This is a genomic window from Halomonas maura (genome assembly GCF_030409305.1).
GTDB classification, from domain to species: domain Bacteria; phylum Pseudomonadota; class Gammaproteobacteria; order Pseudomonadales; family Halomonadaceae; genus Halomonas; species Halomonas maura.
In genome coordinates this window covers 24,473-42,617 of record NZ_JAUFPQ010000004.1, presented here as the reverse complement: position 1 = coordinate 42,617, position 18,145 = coordinate 24,473, and the positions used below count along the sequence as shown (strand labels likewise).

Sequence of the window (18,145 nt, the reverse complement as noted above, 5' to 3'; positions counted from 1 at the left end):
GTGTCTCTCGCCCGGGAATGCCAAGCCGCCTATTGTAGCGGCTTGTCGCCGCGATGCACGAACCGGATGGAGCGGGGCCCGCCGGTCGGCGGCAGGGCCCCTGGCGGCGGGGTCAGAAGCGCTTGATCACCCACTGGGGCACGGCGATGCGGTCCCCTTGCTGGCGCTCGAAGTTGCCGTCGCCGTCGTGGTCGACCAGGTAGTAGGAGGGGCCCGCCGAGGGCCGGATCTCGATGGCATACAGCTCGCCGTTGACCCGGTACTCGCGGATGGTGCGGTCTTCCTCCTGGCGGATGGTGATGTCGGGCTCGACGTCGCCACTGGACTGGGCCAGCACCGGTACCGCGGCGGCGCTCAGGCAGGCGCCGACCAGCAGCGCGGAGAGCAGGCGAGGGATGGGCATCATGGGTCCTCCTGGGCCACGGGATGTGTCCCCAGTGTAAGTCCTTGGCGTGACGAGGCCCACCTTCCCGGGGCAAACGCTGCCGCCTATGCGTATCATGGGTGACCAGGATCAGGCTTTCAGCCCCGACATTGACTTCCGCCCAGACCTCAAGGGATGCCGATACATGGCCGACACCCCCATCGTACTCGTCGACGGTTCCTCCTACCTCTACCGCGCCTTCCATGCCCTGCCGCCACTGACCACCTCGGACGGCCAGCCCACCGGTGCCATCAAGGGCGTGCTCAACATGCTCAAGCGGCTGATCAAGGACTACCCCGACAGCCCCATGGCGGTGGTCTTCGATGCGCCGGGCAAGACCTTCCGCGATGACCTCTATGCGCAGTACAAGGCGCAGCGGCCGCCCATGCCGGACGACCTGCGCTCCCAGGTCGCGCCGCTCCACGAGTGCGTGAAGGCGCTCGGGCTGCCGCTGCTGTGCATCGAGGGCGTGGAGGCCGATGACGTCATCGGCACCCTGGCCAGGCGGGCCACCGAGGCCGGCCGGGACGCGGTGATCTCCACCGGCGACAAGGACATGGCCCAGCTGGTCAACGAGCACATCACCCTGGTCAACACCATGAAGGACGAGACCCTGGACGTGGCCGGGGTGGAGGAGAAGTTCGGCCTGCCGCCGGAGCGGATCATCGACTTCCTGGCGCTGATGGGCGACAAGGTCGACAACATCCCCGGCGTGCAGGGGGTCGGCGAGAAGACCGCCCTGGGCCTGCTGCAGGGCATGGAGGGCGGCCTCGAGACCGTCTATGCCGACCTGGAGAAGGTCAAGACGCTGGGCTTTCGCGGCGCCAAGACGCTGCCCAGGAAGCTCGAGGAGCACCGCGACCAGGCCTTCCTGTCCTTTGAGCTCGCCACCATCAAGACCGACTGCGACCTGCCGGTGGGACTCGACGACCTGGACATCGCCCACCCCGACCGGGAGGCCCTGCTCGAGCTCTACCGCCGCCTGGAGTTCCGGGCCTGGCTCTCCGAGCTGCTCGAGGGCAGCGACGAGGGCGTCGACGACGTGGCCGGCGGCAGCGCGACCCCGGCAGGCGACAGCGGCGAGGGCGGCGAACGCGGCAGCGCCGACCGCCAGGACAGCGTGATCCTCGAGCAGGCCGAGCTGGACGACTGGCTGGCGCGGCTCGCGGACGCCGAGGCCTTCTGTTTCGACCTGGAGACCACCAGCCTCGACTACATGGAGGCCGAGATCGTCGGCGTGGGGCTGGCGCTCGAGCCGGGGGAGGCCGCCTATATCCCGCTGGCCCACGACTACCTGGACGCCCCGGCGCAGCTCGACCGCCGGGCGGTGCTCGAGGCCCTGCGCCCGCTGTGGGCCGATGCCGGCAAGGCCAAGGTCGGCCAGAACCTCAAGTACGACATCTCGGTGCTGGGCCGGCACGGCTTCGAGGTCCAAGGCGCCCTGGACGACACCATGCTCGAGTCCTACGTGCTCGATTCCACCGCCACCCGCCATGACATGGACTCGCTGGCGCTCAAGTACCTGGGCGAGAAGACGGTGAGCTTCGAGGAGATCGCCGGCAAGGGCGCCAAGCAGCTGACCTTCAACCAGGTCGCCCTGGAGCAGGCCGCGCCCTATGCCTGCGAGGACGTCGACATCACCCTGCGCCTGCACCGCGAGCTGCGCCCCCGGGTCGAGGCCGAGGGGCGCCTGGCCGAGGTCCTCGACACCCTCGAGCGGCCGCTGATCCGGGTGCTGTCGCGCATGGAGCGGGGCGGCGTGGCGCTCGACGCCGAGCGCCTGCATACCCAGAGCCGCGAGCTCGGCAAGCGCATCGGCGAACTGGAGGAGAAGGCCTATGAGCTTGCCGGGCGCGAGTTCAACCTCGGTTCGCCCAAGCAGCTCGGCCAGATCCTCTTCGAGGAACAGCAGATCCCGGTGATCAAGAAGACCCCCAAGGGCGCGCCGTCCACCGCCGAGGCGGTGCTCGAGGAGCTGGCGCTGGACTACCCGCTGCCCAAGGTGATCATGGAGCACCGTGGCCTCTCCAAGCTGCGCTCCACCTATACCGACAAGCTGCCCAGGCTGGTCAACAAGGCCACCGGACGGCTGCACACCAGCTATCACCAGGCGGTCACCGCCACCGGCCGGCTGTCGTCCTCCGACCCCAACCTGCAGAACATCCCGATCCGCACCGAGGAAGGCCGGCGCATCCGCCAGGCCTTCGTCGCCCGGCCCGGCTATCGCATCGTCGCCGCCGACTACTCGCAGATCGAGCTGCGCATCATGGCGCACCTGTCCGGCGACAAGGGGCTGCTCGCGGCCTTCGCCGAGGGCCGCGACATCCACGCCGCCACCGCCGCCGAGGTGTTCGGCGTGGCACTCGACAAGGTCTCCGGCGAACAGCGCCGCAGCGCCAAGGCCATCAACTTCGGGCTGATCTACGGCATGAGCGCCTGGGGGCTGGGACGCCAGCTGCACATCGACCGCAACCAGGCGCAGACCTATATCGACCGCTATTTCGACCGCTATCCCGGCGTGGCCCGCTACATGGAACGGATTCGTGCCCAGGCGGCCGATGACGGGTTCGTCGAGACGGTGTTCGGCCGGCGCCTCTACCTGCCCGAGATCCACTCCCAGAACCGGGCGCGCCGCCAGGGTGCCGAGCGGACCGCCATCAACGCCCCCATGCAGGGCACCGCGGCGGACATCATCAAGCGGGCGATGATCGATGTCGACGGCTGGCTGGAGCGCGAGACCATCGACGCCATGATGGTCATGCAGGTCCACGACGAGCTGGTCTTCGAGGTCAAGGACAGCGAGGTCGAGACCTTCATCGAGCAGGTGAAGGGCCATATGCAGGCCGCCGCCGAGCTCGACGTGGCGCTGATCGTCGAGGCCGAGAGCGGCGCCAACTGGGACGAGGCGCACTAGGCCGGCCCCGCCCACGACAAGGCCCGCGCCACGCCGCGGGCCTTGTTCATCCCCGGGGCGCCAGTGCCCGGATCGCCACGCTCAACTCCTCCACCAGGACCTCCACCGCCAGCGGCAGGGTGCGCCCCGCGGCGCCGCACAGCACCAGCCGCGCGCCGTCGATGCGCGGCTCCCGCAACGGCTTGAACACCAGCTCGCCATGGGCCAGCTCGCGGGCGACGTCGAGCTCGTTGAGGAAGGCCACCCCCAGCCCAGCCCGGGCCAGCGACTTGATTGCCAGGATGCGGTTGCAGCCGGCCAGCGGCGAGAGCTCGATATCGGACTGGGCCAGTACCCGCTCCAGGGTCGAGCCGCGGAACATCTCGGCATCCGGCAGGATAGCCGGATAGTCGCGGCAGTCGTCCAGGCCCACGTCCGGCCGCTCGGCCAGGGGGTGGGAGGGGGCGACGACCGCCCCGAAGCCCAGCTCCACCGATTCGATGAAGCGGATCCGAGGCGTCGGGTGCGGGTTCATGCAGATGCCGATGTCGGCCTCGCCGGTGGCGACCTCCTCGAGAATGGCCTCGGTCAAACCGGTGCGCAGCGCGAAGCGGACCCGCGGGAAGCGCTCGCCGAAGCGGCCTAGCAGCCTGGGCAGGACCTCATCGGTCAGCGACTCGACGGTGGCGATGCGCACCTCGGCGCAGCCGGTGCCGCGGATATCGCCGAGGGTCTCCAGCAGATGGCGCTCGTCGCGCTGCCACTGGCGGATCTGGGCGAGCATCAGCTCGCCCGCCGGGGAGAGCCGCAGGCCGCGTGGCAGCCGCTCGAACAGCGGCACGCCCAACTCGTCCTCCAGCTTGAGGATCTGGCGATTCACCGCCGAGGCGGCGACATGCAGCCGCTCCGCCGCCTTGCGCAGCGAGCCCTGACGGGCGACCTCCTCGAAGTAGCGCAATCCCGTGAGCAGTAGGTGCATGGCCGTCTCCCGAGGCATATATGTTGCCTTTTAGGCAACGAAATGAGCGAAACATTATTATGGACCAGTACGGTTGGGCGGCGCTAGCTTGAAACTACCTCCACAACAACAAGCGAGGCTCCCTGCCATGAGCACTCCCCACGAGCCACTCGGCTCACGCGATCCCCGTGTCGAACCGGTCGACCAGAAGCTGCCGCTACCCTCCATGCTGCTGTTCGGCGTGCAGCACGTGCTGGTGATGGCCGCCGCGCCGATCACCGCCGTCTTCCTGGTCGGCCAGGCGATGGGCTTCGGCAACGACGTCATGGTCGCCCTGATGAGCGCCACCTTCCTGGTCTGCGGCCTGGGCACCCTGCTGCAGTCCTTCGGCCCCTTCGGCATCGGCGCCCGCCTGCCCTTCGTGCAGGTCCCGGGCGGCGCGCCCCTGGTGATCTTCCTGACCATCGCCCAGGCCACCGACCTGCAGACGGCCACCGGCGCGGTGATCCTCACCGGGCTGTTCTACTTCCTGGCGTTGCCCTTCTTCACCCGGGTGCTGAAGTTCTTTCCGCCCATCGTGATCGGCACCATGCTGCTGCTGGTCGCCATCAACCTGGTGCGCATCTTCGGTGGCCTGATCACCGGGCAGGCAGGCACGCCGGAATTCGCCAACCTGCCGGCCATCGCCCTGGCACTGGGCACCATGGCGGCCATCGTGGTCTGCGCCCGGATCTTCACCGGCATGCTGCAGCGCATCGCGGTGATGCTGGGGCTGCTCACCGGCGCGGCGCTCAGCGCGGTATTCGGCCTCATGGAGTTCGACGGCGTGCTCTCCGGCCCGGTGGTGGCCTTCCCGTCGCTGTTCCCCTTCGGCATGCCCACGTTCGACCTCTTCGCCTCCCTGCCGCTGATCATCTTCAGTGTGGTGTCGATGACCGAGGCCACCGGCCAGACCATGGCCACCGCCGAGATCGTCGAGAAGAGCGGCGACTCGCGCGCCCTGGTGCCGCGCAACATCCGCGCCGACGCCCTGGGCTCGCTGATCGGCGGCTGCTTCGGGACCTCGCTGATCATCACCAGCGGCGAGAACATCGGCATCGTCCGCGCCACCGGGGTGCGGTCGCGCTACGTCACCGTCGCCGCCGGCCTGATCCTGGTGGTGCTCGGCCTGTTCGCCCCGCTCGGCCGGCTGGCGTCGCTGCTGCCCACCGCCGTGGTGGCGGGGACCGCGGTCATCGTCTTCGCCATCATCGGGGTGATGGGCATCAACATCCTGCGCCGGGTCGACCTCAACGAGCACGGCAACATGTTCACCCTGGCCTCCGCGCTGGCCATGGGCCTGCTGCCCATCCTGGTGCCCGGCTTCTACAGCACCTTCCCCGAGCACCTGCAGATCATCCTCGGCAATGGCCTGGCGATGGGCACCCTGACCGCGGTGATCGTCAACCTCCTGTTCCATCACCTCGGCCGCCGTGCGGATGCCCCCGTGCCCCGGGATGCCGAGCTCCCCAGCCAAGAGATCAAGGGAAAGTAATCGTATGACGCCTTCATCACGGAACCGCGCCGGCACGACGCCGGCCCTCACCCCGGCGGCCTTCGCCGCCGAGACGCTCCTGCTGCTGCCCGAGGAAGTTCTGCTGGAGGGGGGCTGCGCCCGCGACCAGGCGGTGCTGGTGGCGGACGGCCGCTTCGCCGAGGTCGGCGACCGCCGGGAGCTGCTCGCCCGTCATCCGCAGCTCCCCCCCCTCGAGCTCCCCGGCAAGCTGCTGATGCCGGGGTTCATCGACGCCCATCACCACCTGACCCAGTCGCTCGGCAAGTCGCTCGTGTTCGGCGAGCCCTCGGAGATCTTCAAGCGCATCTGGGTGCCGCTGGAGGGCAGCCTGGACGAGCGGCTGCTGCATCTCTCGACCAAGCTCGCCGCCCTGGAGGCGTTGCGCGGCGGCTTCACCACCGCCGTGGACGCCGGCACCCGGGCCTCGGCGGAGCTCGCCGGCATCGCCGGTGCCGCCGAGGAGACCGGCCTGCGCTGCGTGCTGGGCTTCATCTGCAACGACCTGGGCGGTGACCGCCCGGATGGCGGGGCGATCCGCCGCGCCGCCGAGCGCCACCTGGCGGACTGGGCGGGCCATGCGCTGGTCCATCCGTCGCTGGCGGTGTCGATCCCCGAAGTCGGCAGCGATGCCATGTTGCGCGACGCCGCGGCGCTGTGTGCCGAGGGCGGGGCCATCTTCCAGACCCACGTCAACGAGCACCTGCAGGCCGTCGAGCGCTCCCTGGTGGCCCGGGGACAGCGACCGCTGGAGCACCTGCATGCCGTCGGCGCCCTAGGCCCGCAGACCCTGGTCGCGCACGCCACCCTGGTGACGCCCTGGGAACTCAACCTGTTGCGCGATACCGGCACCGCGGTGGCCTTCAACCCGGTGGCCAGCAGCTGGAAGGGCAACGCCGTGGCGCCGGCCTTGCAGATGGCGGCCCAGGGCATTCGCTTCGGGCTGGGCACCGATGGCACGCGCAGCGACGCCTTCCGGCTGCTCGATGCCGCCGAGACCAGCCAGCGCCTGGCCTTCGGGCTGGCCAGCGGCGATTCCTCCTGCGGCGGCGGCTGGCTGTGGCTCGAGCACGCTACCCGCACCGGCGCCGATGCCGTGGGGCTTTCGGGCGTGACCGGGGCGATCGCCCCGGGCCTGGCCGCCGACTTCCTGCTGGTGGATCTCGACATCCCGGAGATGACGCCGTCCTGGGATCGGCCCTGGGAGCTGGTGCGCTACGCCAATCGCGACCAGATCGACGCGGTCTTCACCAACGGCCGGCTGCGCCTGTGGCAGGGCTGGCCGGTCGACTGGGATGCCCGGGCGCTGCTGCGCGAGGTGCGGGAGGCGGCCGGTGCCGCGGTGGAGCGCGCGCCGATCCAGCGGGTCCATCCGACCTCCGCGGCGCATCGCGCCCACCTCGTGGAATCCCGGCGGGCCGGGGAGGGGCGGTCGCCCCATGAGTGAGCTCGTCGTCTTCGCCACCCTGGCCGTGTCCACCGGCATCGCCGCCTTCATGCAGGGGGCAATCGGCATCGGCTTCGCGCTGATCGTCGCTCCGGTGATGGGCTTCCTGCGTCCCGACCTGCTGCCGGTCGCCCTGCTGGTGCTGATGCTGCCGCTCAACCTCTACGTGGCGCTGCGCGAGCGTGAGGCCATCGACTGGCGGGGCACGGCCTGGATCGGGGTGGGGCGCCTGCCGGGGACCTTCCTGGGACTGGGGATCCTGCTGATCATGAGCACCAATGGCCTCAACCAGCTGATCGGCGCCTCCACGGTGATCGCCGTGCTCGCCGCACTGTTCGCCCCGGTCTTCCGTCCCCGGGCCGGGGCCTGCGCCTCGGTGGGGCTGGTCACCGGGGTGACCGAGACTGCCACCGGCGTCGGTGGCCCGCCGCTGGCGCTGCTCTACCAGCACCGCCCCGGGCCGGAATTGCGCTCGACCATCGCCTGCTGTTTCCTGGTGGGGGAGCTGGTCTCACTGGCGATCCTGGCCGCGGCGGGCAGGGTCCAGCAGGATCAGTTGATGTGGTCGCTCTACCTGGTGGTGCCGCTGCTCGTCGGTAGCGTCGCCAGCCGCGCCATGCACCACCGTCTCGATGCCCGCCGACTGCGTCAGGGGGTCCTGATGTTCGCACTGGTCTCTGGCGTGGTGCTGATGATCCCGCGCTAGGGAGACACTGATTTATTGCTGCGCTCGATATCCTGGCCGCCGGCGGTACTCGCGCGCGAGCCCGGTCAACATCCTCATTTACTGCCTTGTAAATTCCGGTGTTGACTCGAAGCCTACGGCTTCTCGCCCCTGCGGGGCCGTCCTTCGGACGTTCTCTCCGCTTCGCTGCGAGTACCGTTCCGGCAGCGACCAGCCTCTCATCGCTCGCGACATAAATCAGCGCTTCCCTAGTCGGGGCCTCCCGATGTTGGCGGCGGAACACGAGAGACCCGCGGCACTGCCGCGGGCCTCTCGCTATCGGCGCATGACGGAGGTCGAGCCTGCAAGCTGGCGGAGGCGCGGGCGCTGATCCACCGCTACCAGGGTCCGGCTCCCGCCATGAGACGGCTTACCGCCAGCCGACGCGATCGAAGATCCGCACCGCCTGCGGGTTGTTCTCGCCCAGCACGCTGACGTTCAGGTCGTCGCGCTTGAAGTCGCCCCAATCGGCGAGCACCGCGTCGATCTCCACCCCGTCGACGACCGGGAACTCGTGGTTGCCGGCGGCGAAGATTTCCTGGGCCTGGTCGGAGGCCAGGAACTCCAGGAAGCGCACGGCATTGTCCGGGTGGGGCGCGCCCTTGACCATGCCGGCGCCGCCGATGTTGACGTGGACGCCGCGGCCGTCCTGGTTGGGAAACAGGATCTGCACCTTCTCGGCGGCCTCGCGGGTGGCGTCGTCGTCGGAGGTCAGCATGCGCACGTAGTAGTAGTGGTTGGCCACGGCCAGGTCGCACTCGCCGCTGGCCACGCCGAGGATCTGGTCGGTGTCGCCGCCCTCGGGCTGGCGCGCGAAGTTGTCGACCACGCCCTGGGCCCACTGCTCGGCGCCTTCCTCGCCGTGGTGGGCGATCATCGAGGCCAGCAGGGACTGGTTGTAGATGTTGTTCGAGGAGCGGATGCAGACCTCGCCCTCGAAGCGCGGGTCGGCGAGGTCCTCGTAGTCGGCGATCTCGTCGGCGCCGATCGCCTCGGGGTTGTAGAAGATGGCCCGCACGCGCTGGCTGAAACCGAACCACTTGCCCTCGGGGTGGCGCATGGCCTCGGGCAGGCGCTCGGCCAGCACCTCGGACTCGACCCCCGCGAAGATGTCCTCCTGCTCGGCGCGCCACAGGCGACCGGCATCCACGGTCATCATCACGTCGGCCGGGCTGGCCTGGCCCTCGCGCGTGATGCGCTGGATGAGCTGGTCGGAGCCGCCCTCGAGGATGTTGACCTCGATGCCGGTCTGCTCGGTGAAGGCGTCGTAGAGCGCCTGGTCCGAGTCGTAGTGGCGGGCCGAGTAGATGTTCACTTCATCGGCCGAGGCCTGGGTGACGAAGGCCGCACCGGCCAGCAGGGCGGCGAGCGGCAGGACGAGACGGCGGTGCTGGGTCATCGAGAACCTCGTGGGAGGGTGAACGGGATGTGATCTAGAATGAGAATGCGTTGCATTATGTCGAGCCATTGAAGCGCCTGGCCCGGTCGGCGTCAACTGCGGCGATGGGGGGCACTGATCTGGGTCAACGTCGGGCCTCGGGCGGGTGTGGCTCGGCAGGCGCGGAAAAGTGCAACGTCTTTACGAAGCTTTCGCGTTACCATGTACGCCCATTTCTCACTGGGCCGATCCGATGGTGCCTATGACCAGCCAACCGCCACTGTCCACCGCGGGACAGGTCGCGCCGGGCCAGGCCCCGGTGCTCGCCATGCACAATATCCGTCATGCCTACGGCCATCACCTGGCCGTGGAGGATGTCGGCCTGGAGGTGCGCCAGGGCGAGGTCGTCTGCCTGCTCGGGCCGTCGGGCTGCGGCAAGACCACGCTGCTGCGCATCGTCGCCGGCCTCGAGGTCCTGCAGCAGGGCCGGGTGGATCTCAACGGCCAGGCGATCGGCCGCCCCGGCCGCGCCCATGTGCCGCCGGAGAAGCGCAACGTGGGCCTGGCCTTCCAGGACTCGGCGCTGTTTCCTCATCTCAGCGTGCTGGAGAACGTCACCTTCGGCCTGGAGTCCCTGCCGGGCCGCCAGCGCCGCCGGCGTGCCATGGAGCTGCTCGACCAGCTGGGCATGGGGCGCTTCGTCGAGAGCTACCCGCACACCCTGTCGGGTGGCCAGCAGCAGCGCGTGGCCCTGGCCCGGGCGCTGGCCCCGGCCCCCCAGCTGATGCTGCTGGACGAGCCCTTCTCGAGCCTCGATGCCCGGCTGCGTGACCGCATCCGCGACGACACCCTGCATGTGCTGAAGCGGGTCGGGTCGGGGGCGCTGCTGGTGACCCATGATCCGGAAGAGGCGATGTTCATGGCCGATCGCATCGCCCTGATGCGCGATGGCCATATCGTCCAGATGGGCACGCCGCGGGAGCTCTACTGTGCCCCGGTGGACCCCTTCGTGGTCACCTTCTTCGGCGAGGTCAACGAGCTGGAGGGCGTGGTGCGCCAGGGCCGGGTGGACACGCCGGTGGGGGAAGTCATGGCGGCCGGGCTGCCGGAAGGGGCACGGGTGAGGGTGATGATCCGCCCCGAGGCCCTGCGGGTGGTGGCCCTCGACGAGCCCCCGGCCGATCACCACAGCCACGTGATCATGGCCAAGCTGCTGGGGCGCTGCAGCCTGCTGCACATCTGCGCCCACGCCGGGGGGGGGCTAGAATCCCACCTGCACGCCCGGGTGCCCGGCGTCTTCCTGCCCGACGAGGGGCAGCCGGTCACGCTCCGGCTGGATCCGTCACAGGTCTTCGTCTTTCCGGCCGACCCGGGCGCGGCTGCCGGGACGGGAGCCGCGCATGGCGAGGCTGAGCAGGATCACCGGGATTATGCCTACGGCCACGATGGTCAGTGAGGCGGTGGAGGCCTCGGCGAGGCGCTCGTCCGTGGCCAGGTTGTGGGCCCGCACCGCCAGGGTGTCGAAGTCGAAGGGGCGCAGGATGATGGTCGCCGGCAGCTCCTTCATGACGTCGACGAACACCAGGATGCCGGCGGCCAGCAGGCTGCCGCGCATGATCGGCGTATGCACCCGGCGCAGGGTGCCGCCGGCGGTCTGACCCAGGGTGCGGGCCGCCGCGTCCATGCTCGGCGTCACCTTGCCGAGACTCGCCTCCAGGGCATTGAAGGACACCGCCAGGAAGCGCACCACGTAGGCGTAGATCAGGATGAAGGCCGAGCCGCTGAAGATCAGCCCGGCGATCACCCCGTAGTGCTCGCGCAGCAGGCCGTTGATGGTGTCGTCCAGCCAGGCGAAGGGAATCAGGATGCCCACCGCCACCACCGAGCCGGGCACGGCATAGCCCATGGCGGCGACGCGGGTGGCGGTGCGGGTCACGGGCCCCGGGTGCAGGCGCGCCCCGTAGCTGAGCACCAGGGCCAGCCCCACGGCGACCAGCGCGGCCAGCGCCGCCAGCAGCAGGCTGTTGCCGGCGAACTCCAGGAACTGGGCACCGAACAGCGAATCCCCCCCGCGCACCGAGAGATAGCCCAGCAGGCCGCTGGGGATCAAAAAGCCCACCATCACCGGCGTCAGGCAGGCCAGGCAGGCCGCCAGGCCCCGCCAGCCGCGGAGCCGGAACTCGGGAAGCTGCTGGTAGCGGCTCGAGGTGTGGAAGTAGCGCCGCTTGCCCCGGGACCAGCGTTCCAGCAGCACGAAGACGATCACGAAGGCCAGCAGGCAGGCCGCCAACTGGGCGGCGGCGACCTGTTCGCCCATGCCGAACCAGGTGCGGTAGATGCCGGTGGTGAAGGTGTCGACGCCGAAGTACTGCACGGCGCCGAACTCGTTGAGGGTCTCCATCAGGGCCAGCGATACGCCACCGACGATCGCCGGTCGCGCCAGCGGGATCGCCACGCTGGTGAACAGCCGCCAGGGGCCGCGCCCCAGGGTGCGGCCCACGTCCAGCACGCACACCGACTGCTCCAGGAAGGCCGCCCGGGCCAGCATGTAGACGTAGGGGTAGAGCACCAGCGTGATCAGGGTCGCGGCGCCGCCCAGGGAGCGCACGTCGGGGAAGACGTAGTCGCCATGCCCCCAGTCGAAGGTCTCGCGCAGCCAGCTCTGCAGCGGGCCGGCGTACTGCAGGAAGTCGGTGTAGGCATAGGCGATCACGTAGGTGGGCACCGCCAGTGGCAGCAACAGTGCCCATTCGAACAGCTTGCGCCCGGGAAAGCGGCACATCACCACCAGCCAGGCCGTGCCGGTGCCGATCACGAAGGTGCCGATGCCCACCGCGGCCACCAGGAACAGGGTGTTGGCGAGATAGCGCGCGAGGACCGTGCTGGCCAGGTGCTGCCAGATGCCGCCGGCCGGCATGGCGATATGCGCCAGGATCACCAGCACCGGCAGGGCCACGACCAGGGCGATGCCGATGGTCAGGGCGCTCCAGGTGTTGAAGCGCAGCGACAGGCGCCGCGCGAGCGAAGACGGCCTTGGGCTGGCGGGATTGGACAAGGATTGACTCCTTCCGGTGGCGGGCGTGAGCCGGCGGAATGCGACCAGAATGCAGGCGAGAATACTATCAGCTGGTGATCCGGCCTGCAGCTTCCCCGCCGGTGGCGCCGGCCGACGCGGGATTGTCATCTCGCGGTGCTACCAAGGAGGGACGGACGCCGAGTCGAGGGTATCGCGCGTGGCGATGCCGGGAGGGGACGGAAGCGGGCGAGGCAGGCCGGCGCTTTCCGCGACATGGGTCCGTCGTCTAACCCCTTGGGGGCGCTAACCCTTGCGTTGAATCTGCGCGATTACACGGCCGTTTCAATCGCGCCTCGGCGCTCCTAGGCTGAAGCTGTCGATCCCGGTCCCGACGGGATATGCGGAGATGCTGACAATGACATTCGCCAGGCTTGGTAGAGGCCTCGCTCCGGGCGCCACCCAGGCGCTCGCCGATGGGGGGGGCCGGGTGACGGTGCCGCTCTCGGCCGGATGCTGCTCCGACGTGTCCCGCTCCGCCCTCGGGAATGCCTCTCGCCCGGTCGCCGACGCTCATCCATTGGTCGCACAGGGTGTCCGCCCGCCTTGCGACCCCGCCGCCGGCGCTGGATCTCGAGGCGATCTTTTTTCCTATTCACGCCATGCGCTTACCGTCGAGGCCGCGGCGTCCGGCCGCTGGCACGGCAGCGTCGCCTCCCGCGGCGCGGCTCTCGATTTTGGTCAGACCAATTTACCGTAGTTGAAAAGGCGTGAGCCGCGCTATAGCGTCACTTGGCGTCGTTGGTCGCTGCCGATGAAGCAGACCTACACTGGCTCAGGTAGATCGCCTGGTCCCGCCTGGGCGGCCGGATGATTCTCACCTCGTGTTGCCGATGGGTGGGACGTGCAGAAGCTGAAGCAACACAACAACAGCATGGAGACTTCACCAATGAAACTCGTCAAGACCATGGCCGGCTGCGCCGGCGCGCTCGCCCTCGTCACCGGCTCCGCTGTCGCCGACGACCTGCGCTGGCGCATGCCGACGGCCTTCTCGACCAACCTGCCGGGGCTCGGCTCGCCGGCGGCCTGGGTCGCCGACAACCTGACCACCGCCTCCGACGGCTCCATCGAGGTGCGCGTCTACGAGCCGGGCGAGCTGGTGCCGGCCTTCGACATCCTGCAGTCCGTCTCCGATGGCAAGGTCCAGGCGGGATACACCTGGATCGGCTACGACCAGGGCAAGGTACCGGCCGTGCCGCTGTTCGCCGCCGTGCCCTTCGGCCTCAAGCCCTGGGCCTTCACCGGCTGGTACTACTACGGCGGTGGCCACGAGATGCTGCAGGAGGTCTATGCCAACAAGGGCTTCGACGTGCACGCCCAGCTGTGCGGCATCATCGGGCCGGAAACCGCCGGCTGGTACTCCGAGGAGATCACCAGCCTCGATGACTACAGGGGCCTGAAGATCCGCTTCGCCGGCCTCGGCGGCAAGGTGCTCGAGCGGCTCGGTGCCTCCGTCACCATGCTGCCCGGGGGCGAGCTCTTCCAGGCGCTGGAGAAGGGCACCATCGACGCCACCGAGTTCTCCATGCCGGCCATCGACCAGATCCTCGGCTTCGACCAGGTGGTGAAGTACAACCTCTTCCCGGGCTGGCACCAGCCGTTCACCGCCCAGTACATGCTGATCAACAAGGACGAGTGGGAGCGCACCAACGCCTCCCAGAAGGCCCTGGTCGAGGCCTCCTGTACCGCCGCCGTCACCCGCGGTCTCGCCGAGGGCGAGTACAAGAACGGCGAGGTGCTGGCCGGCTTCCAGGAGGGCGGCGTCACCGCCCAGCAGATCCCCGACGAGGTGCTGCGGGAGCTGAAGGACGTCACCGACGAGGTGCTGGCCGAGGAGGCGGCCAACGACGAGGACTTCCGTCGCGTCTACGAGAGCCAGCAGGAATTCCAGGAGAGCTACTCCGTGTGGGACCAGCGTGCCTACCTGTCTCCCGAGCTGACCGCGCCGGAGAGCGGCGAGGAGTGATCGGCTCCCCCGGCCTCCGGGCCGGGGCATCGGCCAGATGGCCGGCCGGCGTGCCGGCCAACTGACATGACAATGCCGGGGCCCGTGACAAAGGGCCTCGTTCGGCCTGAGGGATATCCATGACGGAGTCTGATCGAGAACCCCCCGAGCGCCATGGGGTGGCGCCCTCCGATGTGGAGGAGCTCATCCACCACCATACCGAGCTGCCCCAGACCCGCCTCAGCCTCGGCGTCGACGGCCTGCTCACGGTGATCGGCAAGGTGGCCTCGTGGTTCTGGCTGGTCGTGGTGGCGGTGATCATCTGGGCCGTGGTCGGGCGCTATGCCTTCGGCCGGGGCTCGGTCACCCTCGAGGAATGGCAGTGGCACATCGCCGGTGCCGCCTGGCTGCTCGGCCTCGCCTATACCCTCGCCACCGATGACCACGTGCGCGTCGATGTCATCCACGAGCGCCTGAGCCTGCGGGCCCAGGGCTGGATCGAGCTGCTCGGCATCCTGCTGCTGCTGTTGCCGTTTCTCGGCATCGCCCTCTACGAGATGGCGCCCTATGCCATGAGCTCCTTCGCCCAGGGCGAGACCAGCCAGGCCCCCGCGGGCCTGCCGCATCGCTGGATCCTCAAGGCCACGGTGGCGCTCTCCTTTGCCCTGCTGATCCTCGCGGCCCTGTCGCGCCTGCTGCGCGTGACGGCCCTGCTGTTCGGCTTTCCCAAGCCCATCGCCACCGACAACGCCAAAGGGGAAGCATCCTGATGTCTCTTGAAGCGATCTTCGTCATCGGCATGTTCGCCACCTTCGGCGTGCTGCTGATGAGCGGTTTTCCCGTCGCCTGGGTGCTGGGCGGCACGGCCTTCGTCTGGACGGTGATCGGCGTGGTCGCCGTCGACAGCTTCGGCGCCGACCTCTGGTTCGACTACCGCTCCTCGATGGGGCTGATCCCCGAGCGGGTCTGGGGGCTGGTGGAAAGCGAAACCCTGGTGGCGCTACCCATGTTCATCTTCATGGGCATCATGCTGGACCAGTCCGGCATCGCCGAGCGGCTGATGAACAACATGGTCAAGCTGTTCGGCGCGGTACGCGGCGGCTATGCCGTCACCGTCATCGTCATCGGCGTGCTGCTGGCGGCCACCACCGGCATCATCGGCGCCTCGGTGGTGCTGCTCGGCATGCTCTCGCTGCCGGTGATGATGGAGAACAAGTACGACAAGGGCTTTGCCGTGGGTACCGCCTGCGCCACCGGCACCCTGGGCATCCTGATTCCGCCCTCCATCATGCTGGTGCTGATGGCCGACCGCCTGGCGGTGCCGGAGGCCTCGGTGGGCGATCTCTTCATGGGGGCCTTCTTCCCCGGCCTGATGCTGGGCGCCATGTACGTGGTCTATGCCATCGGCCGTCCGATGCTGCAGCCGCAGGTCGCCCCGGCTCCGGAGAACCTCCCGGCGATCGGCCCGCGGGTGATCTGGGACGTGATCGTCGCGGTGATCCCCACCGCCGCCCTGATCCTCGGCGTGCTCGGCTCGATCTTCGCCGGCGTGGCCACGCCGACCGAGGCGTCGGGCGTCGGCGCCCTGGGCGCCCTGCTGCTGGCCCTGCTGTCGGGACGACTGACCCTGCCGGTGATGCGCGAGTCGCTGTACCAGACCACCCGCACCTCGGCCTTCATCTTCGCCATCTTCCTGGGCGCGACCGCCTTCTCCGTGGTGCTGCGCGGCCTGGGCGGTGACCAGGTCATCGAGGATGCGCTGCTCGGCCTGCCCCTGGGCCCCAGCGGCGTGGTGCTGGTGATCCTGTTCGCGGTCTTCCTGCTGGGCTTCTTCCTCGACTGGGTCGAGATCACCCTGATCATCCTGCCGCTGGTCGCGCCGGTGGTGGATGGGCTCGGCTTCGACCTGGTGTGGTTCACCATCCTCTTCGCGATGTGCCTGCAGACGTCCTTCCTGACGCCGCCGGTGGGCTTCGCGCTGTTCTACATCAAGGGGGTGGCACCGCCGGAGATCAAGGCAACCGACATCTACCGCGGCGTGATGCCCTACATCATCATCCAGCTGCTGGCCCTGGCCCTGGTCTTCATGCTGCCGCAGATCGCTACCTGGTTGCCCAGCGTGGCCTATGGCTGAGATGCTTTGACGACATCCTGACGTCGAGGGCATGCGCCTTGGCCTCCCGACCACCTGAAGCCGTCCCCGGGGCGGCTTCAGTCCGTTCCGATTCCGACACCATCGCCCGGCTGCTGGCCGCGGCGGACGCGCTGGCGCGTCGCCGTCAGCGTGCCCTGCTGTGGGTGCCGGCCGCCGCCGGGCAGGCGCTGGCCCGGGGCCTCGCCCTGTGGCGCGCCCGGTCCTGGCGGGCGCCCCTGTGGCTGGGCCCGGCGCTGGCGACGCTGCAGGCGGACGGCATCGTCCCCCTGCCCACGGCCAAGGCGCGCACCCGGCTGGGCGGCGAGCACGACCTGGTCATCGTCGAGGCGGTGTCGCCGGAGGCGGGCTTCGATCCCGACGCCTTCGGGGCGCTGTCCGGCACCCTGCGCGGCGGGGGGCTGCTGGTGCTGCTCACCCCCGAGGACTGGGGTGCTCGCCCCGACGCCGACTACGTCCGCCTGGCCGAGCACCCCTGGCGGGCCGAGCAGCTCGAGGCCCGTTACCTCGCGCGCCTGGCCCGGCTGCTGGCCGCGGCCCCCGAGGCCATGCGCTGGCCCGCCGACGGGCCGCTCGTGCTCCCGGCCTGGCCGCCGGCGCCGGCCCTCCCGCCACCGCCGGCCGATCCCGACTGCCTGACCGGCGATCAGGCCGAGGCCGTGGCGCGGCTCGTGCGACTGCGCCGCCGCCGGCCGCTGGTGCTCACCGCCGACCGAGGGCGCGGCAAGACCGCCGCCCTGGGGATCGCCTGCGCCCGCCTGCTGGCGCGGGGCGAGCCGGAGCTGCTGGTCACGGCGCCGCGACCCGCGGCGGTGGCGGGGCTCTTCGAGCGGCTCGTCGCGCTCTGCCCGGAGGGGCGCCACGAGGGCCAGTGCTTCCGGCTCGGTGCCGCGACGCTGACCTTCCTGGCCCCCGACGCGCTCAGCGCCCGGGTCGAGCGCGGCGAGGCCGGTGGCCCGGGGACCCGCCTGCTGGTCGACGAGGCCGCGGCGATTCCCGCCGGCCTGCTCGGCCAGTGGCTCGAGGCCTTTCCGCGGATCGCCTTCGCCACCACGGTGCATGGCTACGAGGGAGCGGGGCGCGGCTTCGCACTGCGCTTCCGCGAGCGACTGGAGCGGCTGACGCCGGAATGGCGCGAGTGGCGGCTGGGCGCGCCGATCCGCTGGGCCGAGCAGGACCCCCTGGAGGCGCTGACCGCGCGGCTGTTGATGCTCGATGCCGAGCCCGTGGCCCCCGGCGACGGGGCGCCGCGCTGGCAGGAGGCGGACCGCGATGCCCTGGCCCATGACGAGGCGCGCCTGCGGGCCCTGTTCGGCCTGCTGGTGCAGGCCCACTACCGCACCACGCCGAGCGACCTGCGGCGCCTGCTGGACGCCCCCGGGACCCGCATCGCCACCCTCGAGGACGACCGTGGGCCCCGGGGCGTGGTGGTGAGCGGCGACGAGGGCGGCTTCGCGGCGGGGCTCGCCGAGCGGGTGGCCCGGGGCGAGCGACGCCCCCGGGGGCACCTGCTCGCCCAGTCGCTCGCCGCCCACGCCGGCGAGCGGGCGGCGCTGACCGCTCGGTTGCGCCGGGTGCTGCGCATCGCCGTGCACCCGG

At 69.9% G+C, this 18,145-nt stretch carries 13 protein-coding genes; 9 read left to right on the top strand and 4 right to left on the bottom strand.

The window, feature by feature from the left end; all coding sequences use genetic code 11:
• Window positions 1-112 precede the first annotated feature (112 nt).
• Window positions 113-406, bottom strand: coding sequence for a DUF2782 domain-containing protein (locus QWY76_RS01165; protein WP_290309283.1), 294 nt, complete (start codon window positions 404-406; stop codon window positions 113-115).
• A gap of 163 nt (window positions 407-569) precedes the next feature.
• Between QWY76_RS01165 and polA the strand changes: the two genes are divergently transcribed.
• Window positions 570-3,338, top strand: a complete 2,769-nt coding sequence (gene polA, locus QWY76_RS01160) for a DNA polymerase I (RefSeq protein ID WP_290309282.1) — start codon at window positions 570-572, stop codon at window positions 3,336-3,338.
• A gap of 46 nt (window positions 3,339-3,384) precedes the next feature.
• Here the strand turns inward: polA and QWY76_RS01155 are convergent, their stop codons facing one another.
• Window positions 3,385-4,296, bottom strand: coding sequence for a LysR family transcriptional regulator (locus tag QWY76_RS01155; RefSeq protein ID WP_290309281.1), 912 nt, complete (start codon window positions 4,294-4,296; stop codon window positions 3,385-3,387).
• A gap of 127 nt (window positions 4,297-4,423) precedes the next feature.
• Between QWY76_RS01155 and QWY76_RS01150 the strand changes: the two genes are divergently transcribed.
• Genes QWY76_RS01150 through QWY76_RS01140 form a run of 3 tightly spaced genes read left to right on the top strand, consistent with a single transcriptional unit; the run spans window position 4,424 to window position 7,980 of the window.
• Window positions 4,424-5,809: a uracil-xanthine permease family protein gene (locus QWY76_RS01150; protein ID WP_290309280.1), complete on the top strand. Its 1,386-nt coding sequence runs from the start codon at window positions 4,424-4,426 to the stop codon at window positions 5,807-5,809.
• A 4-nt stretch (window positions 5,810-5,813) separates the two neighbouring features.
• Window positions 5,814-7,274, top strand: coding sequence for an amidohydrolase family protein (locus tag QWY76_RS01145; RefSeq protein WP_290309279.1), 1,461 nt, complete (start codon window positions 5,814-5,816; stop codon window positions 7,272-7,274).
• Window positions 7,267-7,980 (top strand): sulfite exporter TauE/SafE family protein, encoded by a 714-nt coding sequence (locus QWY76_RS01140; protein ID WP_290309278.1) that lies wholly within the window; start codon window positions 7,267-7,269, stop codon window positions 7,978-7,980. The genes QWY76_RS01145 and QWY76_RS01140 overlap by 8 nt, the downstream gene beginning before the upstream one ends.
• A gap of 388 nt (window positions 7,981-8,368) precedes the next feature.
• Here the strand turns inward: QWY76_RS01140 and QWY76_RS01135 are convergent, their stop codons facing one another.
• Complete coding sequence (locus tag QWY76_RS01135; protein WP_290309277.1) at window positions 8,369-9,397, bottom strand: Fe(3+) ABC transporter substrate-binding protein; 1,029 nt, start codon at window positions 9,395-9,397, stop codon at window positions 8,369-8,371.
• A 241-nt stretch (window positions 9,398-9,638) separates the two neighbouring features.
• On the opposite strand from QWY76_RS01135, the gene QWY76_RS01130 reads away from it, so the two are divergent.
• Window positions 9,639-10,832 carry an ABC transporter ATP-binding protein gene (locus tag QWY76_RS01130; protein ID WP_290309276.1) on the top strand — a complete coding sequence of 398 codons (1,194 nt, stop codon included), beginning with the start codon at window positions 9,639-9,641 and terminating at the stop codon, window positions 10,830-10,832.
• On the opposite strand, the gene QWY76_RS01125 is transcribed toward QWY76_RS01130, so the two are convergent.
• Window positions 10,719-12,431 carry an ABC transporter permease gene (locus QWY76_RS01125; RefSeq protein WP_435388918.1) on the bottom strand — a complete coding sequence of 571 codons (1,713 nt, stop codon included), beginning with the start codon at window positions 12,429-12,431 and terminating at the stop codon, window positions 10,719-10,721. The two genes, QWY76_RS01130 and QWY76_RS01125, sit on opposite strands and share 114 nt — an antisense overlap.
• Before the next feature lie 907 nt (window positions 12,432-13,338).
• Here QWY76_RS01125 and QWY76_RS01120 point away from each other — a divergent pair.
• From QWY76_RS01120 to QWY76_RS01105, 4 genes are all read left to right on the top strand, one after another.
• Complete coding sequence (locus QWY76_RS01120) at window positions 13,339-14,415, top strand: TRAP transporter substrate-binding protein (RefSeq protein WP_290309275.1); 1,077 nt, start codon at window positions 13,339-13,341, stop codon at window positions 14,413-14,415.
• 119 nt (window positions 14,416-14,534) lie between these two features.
• Complete coding sequence (locus QWY76_RS01115) at window positions 14,535-15,164, top strand: TRAP transporter small permease subunit (RefSeq protein ID WP_290309274.1); 630 nt, start codon at window positions 14,535-14,537, stop codon at window positions 15,162-15,164.
• Window positions 15,164-16,528 carry a TRAP transporter large permease gene (locus tag QWY76_RS01110; protein ID WP_290309273.1) on the top strand — a complete coding sequence of 455 codons (1,365 nt, stop codon included), beginning with the start codon at window positions 15,164-15,166 and terminating at the stop codon, window positions 16,526-16,528. The genes QWY76_RS01115 and QWY76_RS01110 overlap by 1 nt, the downstream gene beginning before the upstream one ends.
• A 38-nt stretch (window positions 16,529-16,566) precedes the next feature.
• Window positions 16,567-18,145: tRNA(Met) cytidine acetyltransferase TmcA domain-containing protein (locus tag QWY76_RS01105; protein ID WP_290309272.1), on the top strand; the 1,579-nt coding region annotated here is incomplete at its 3' end.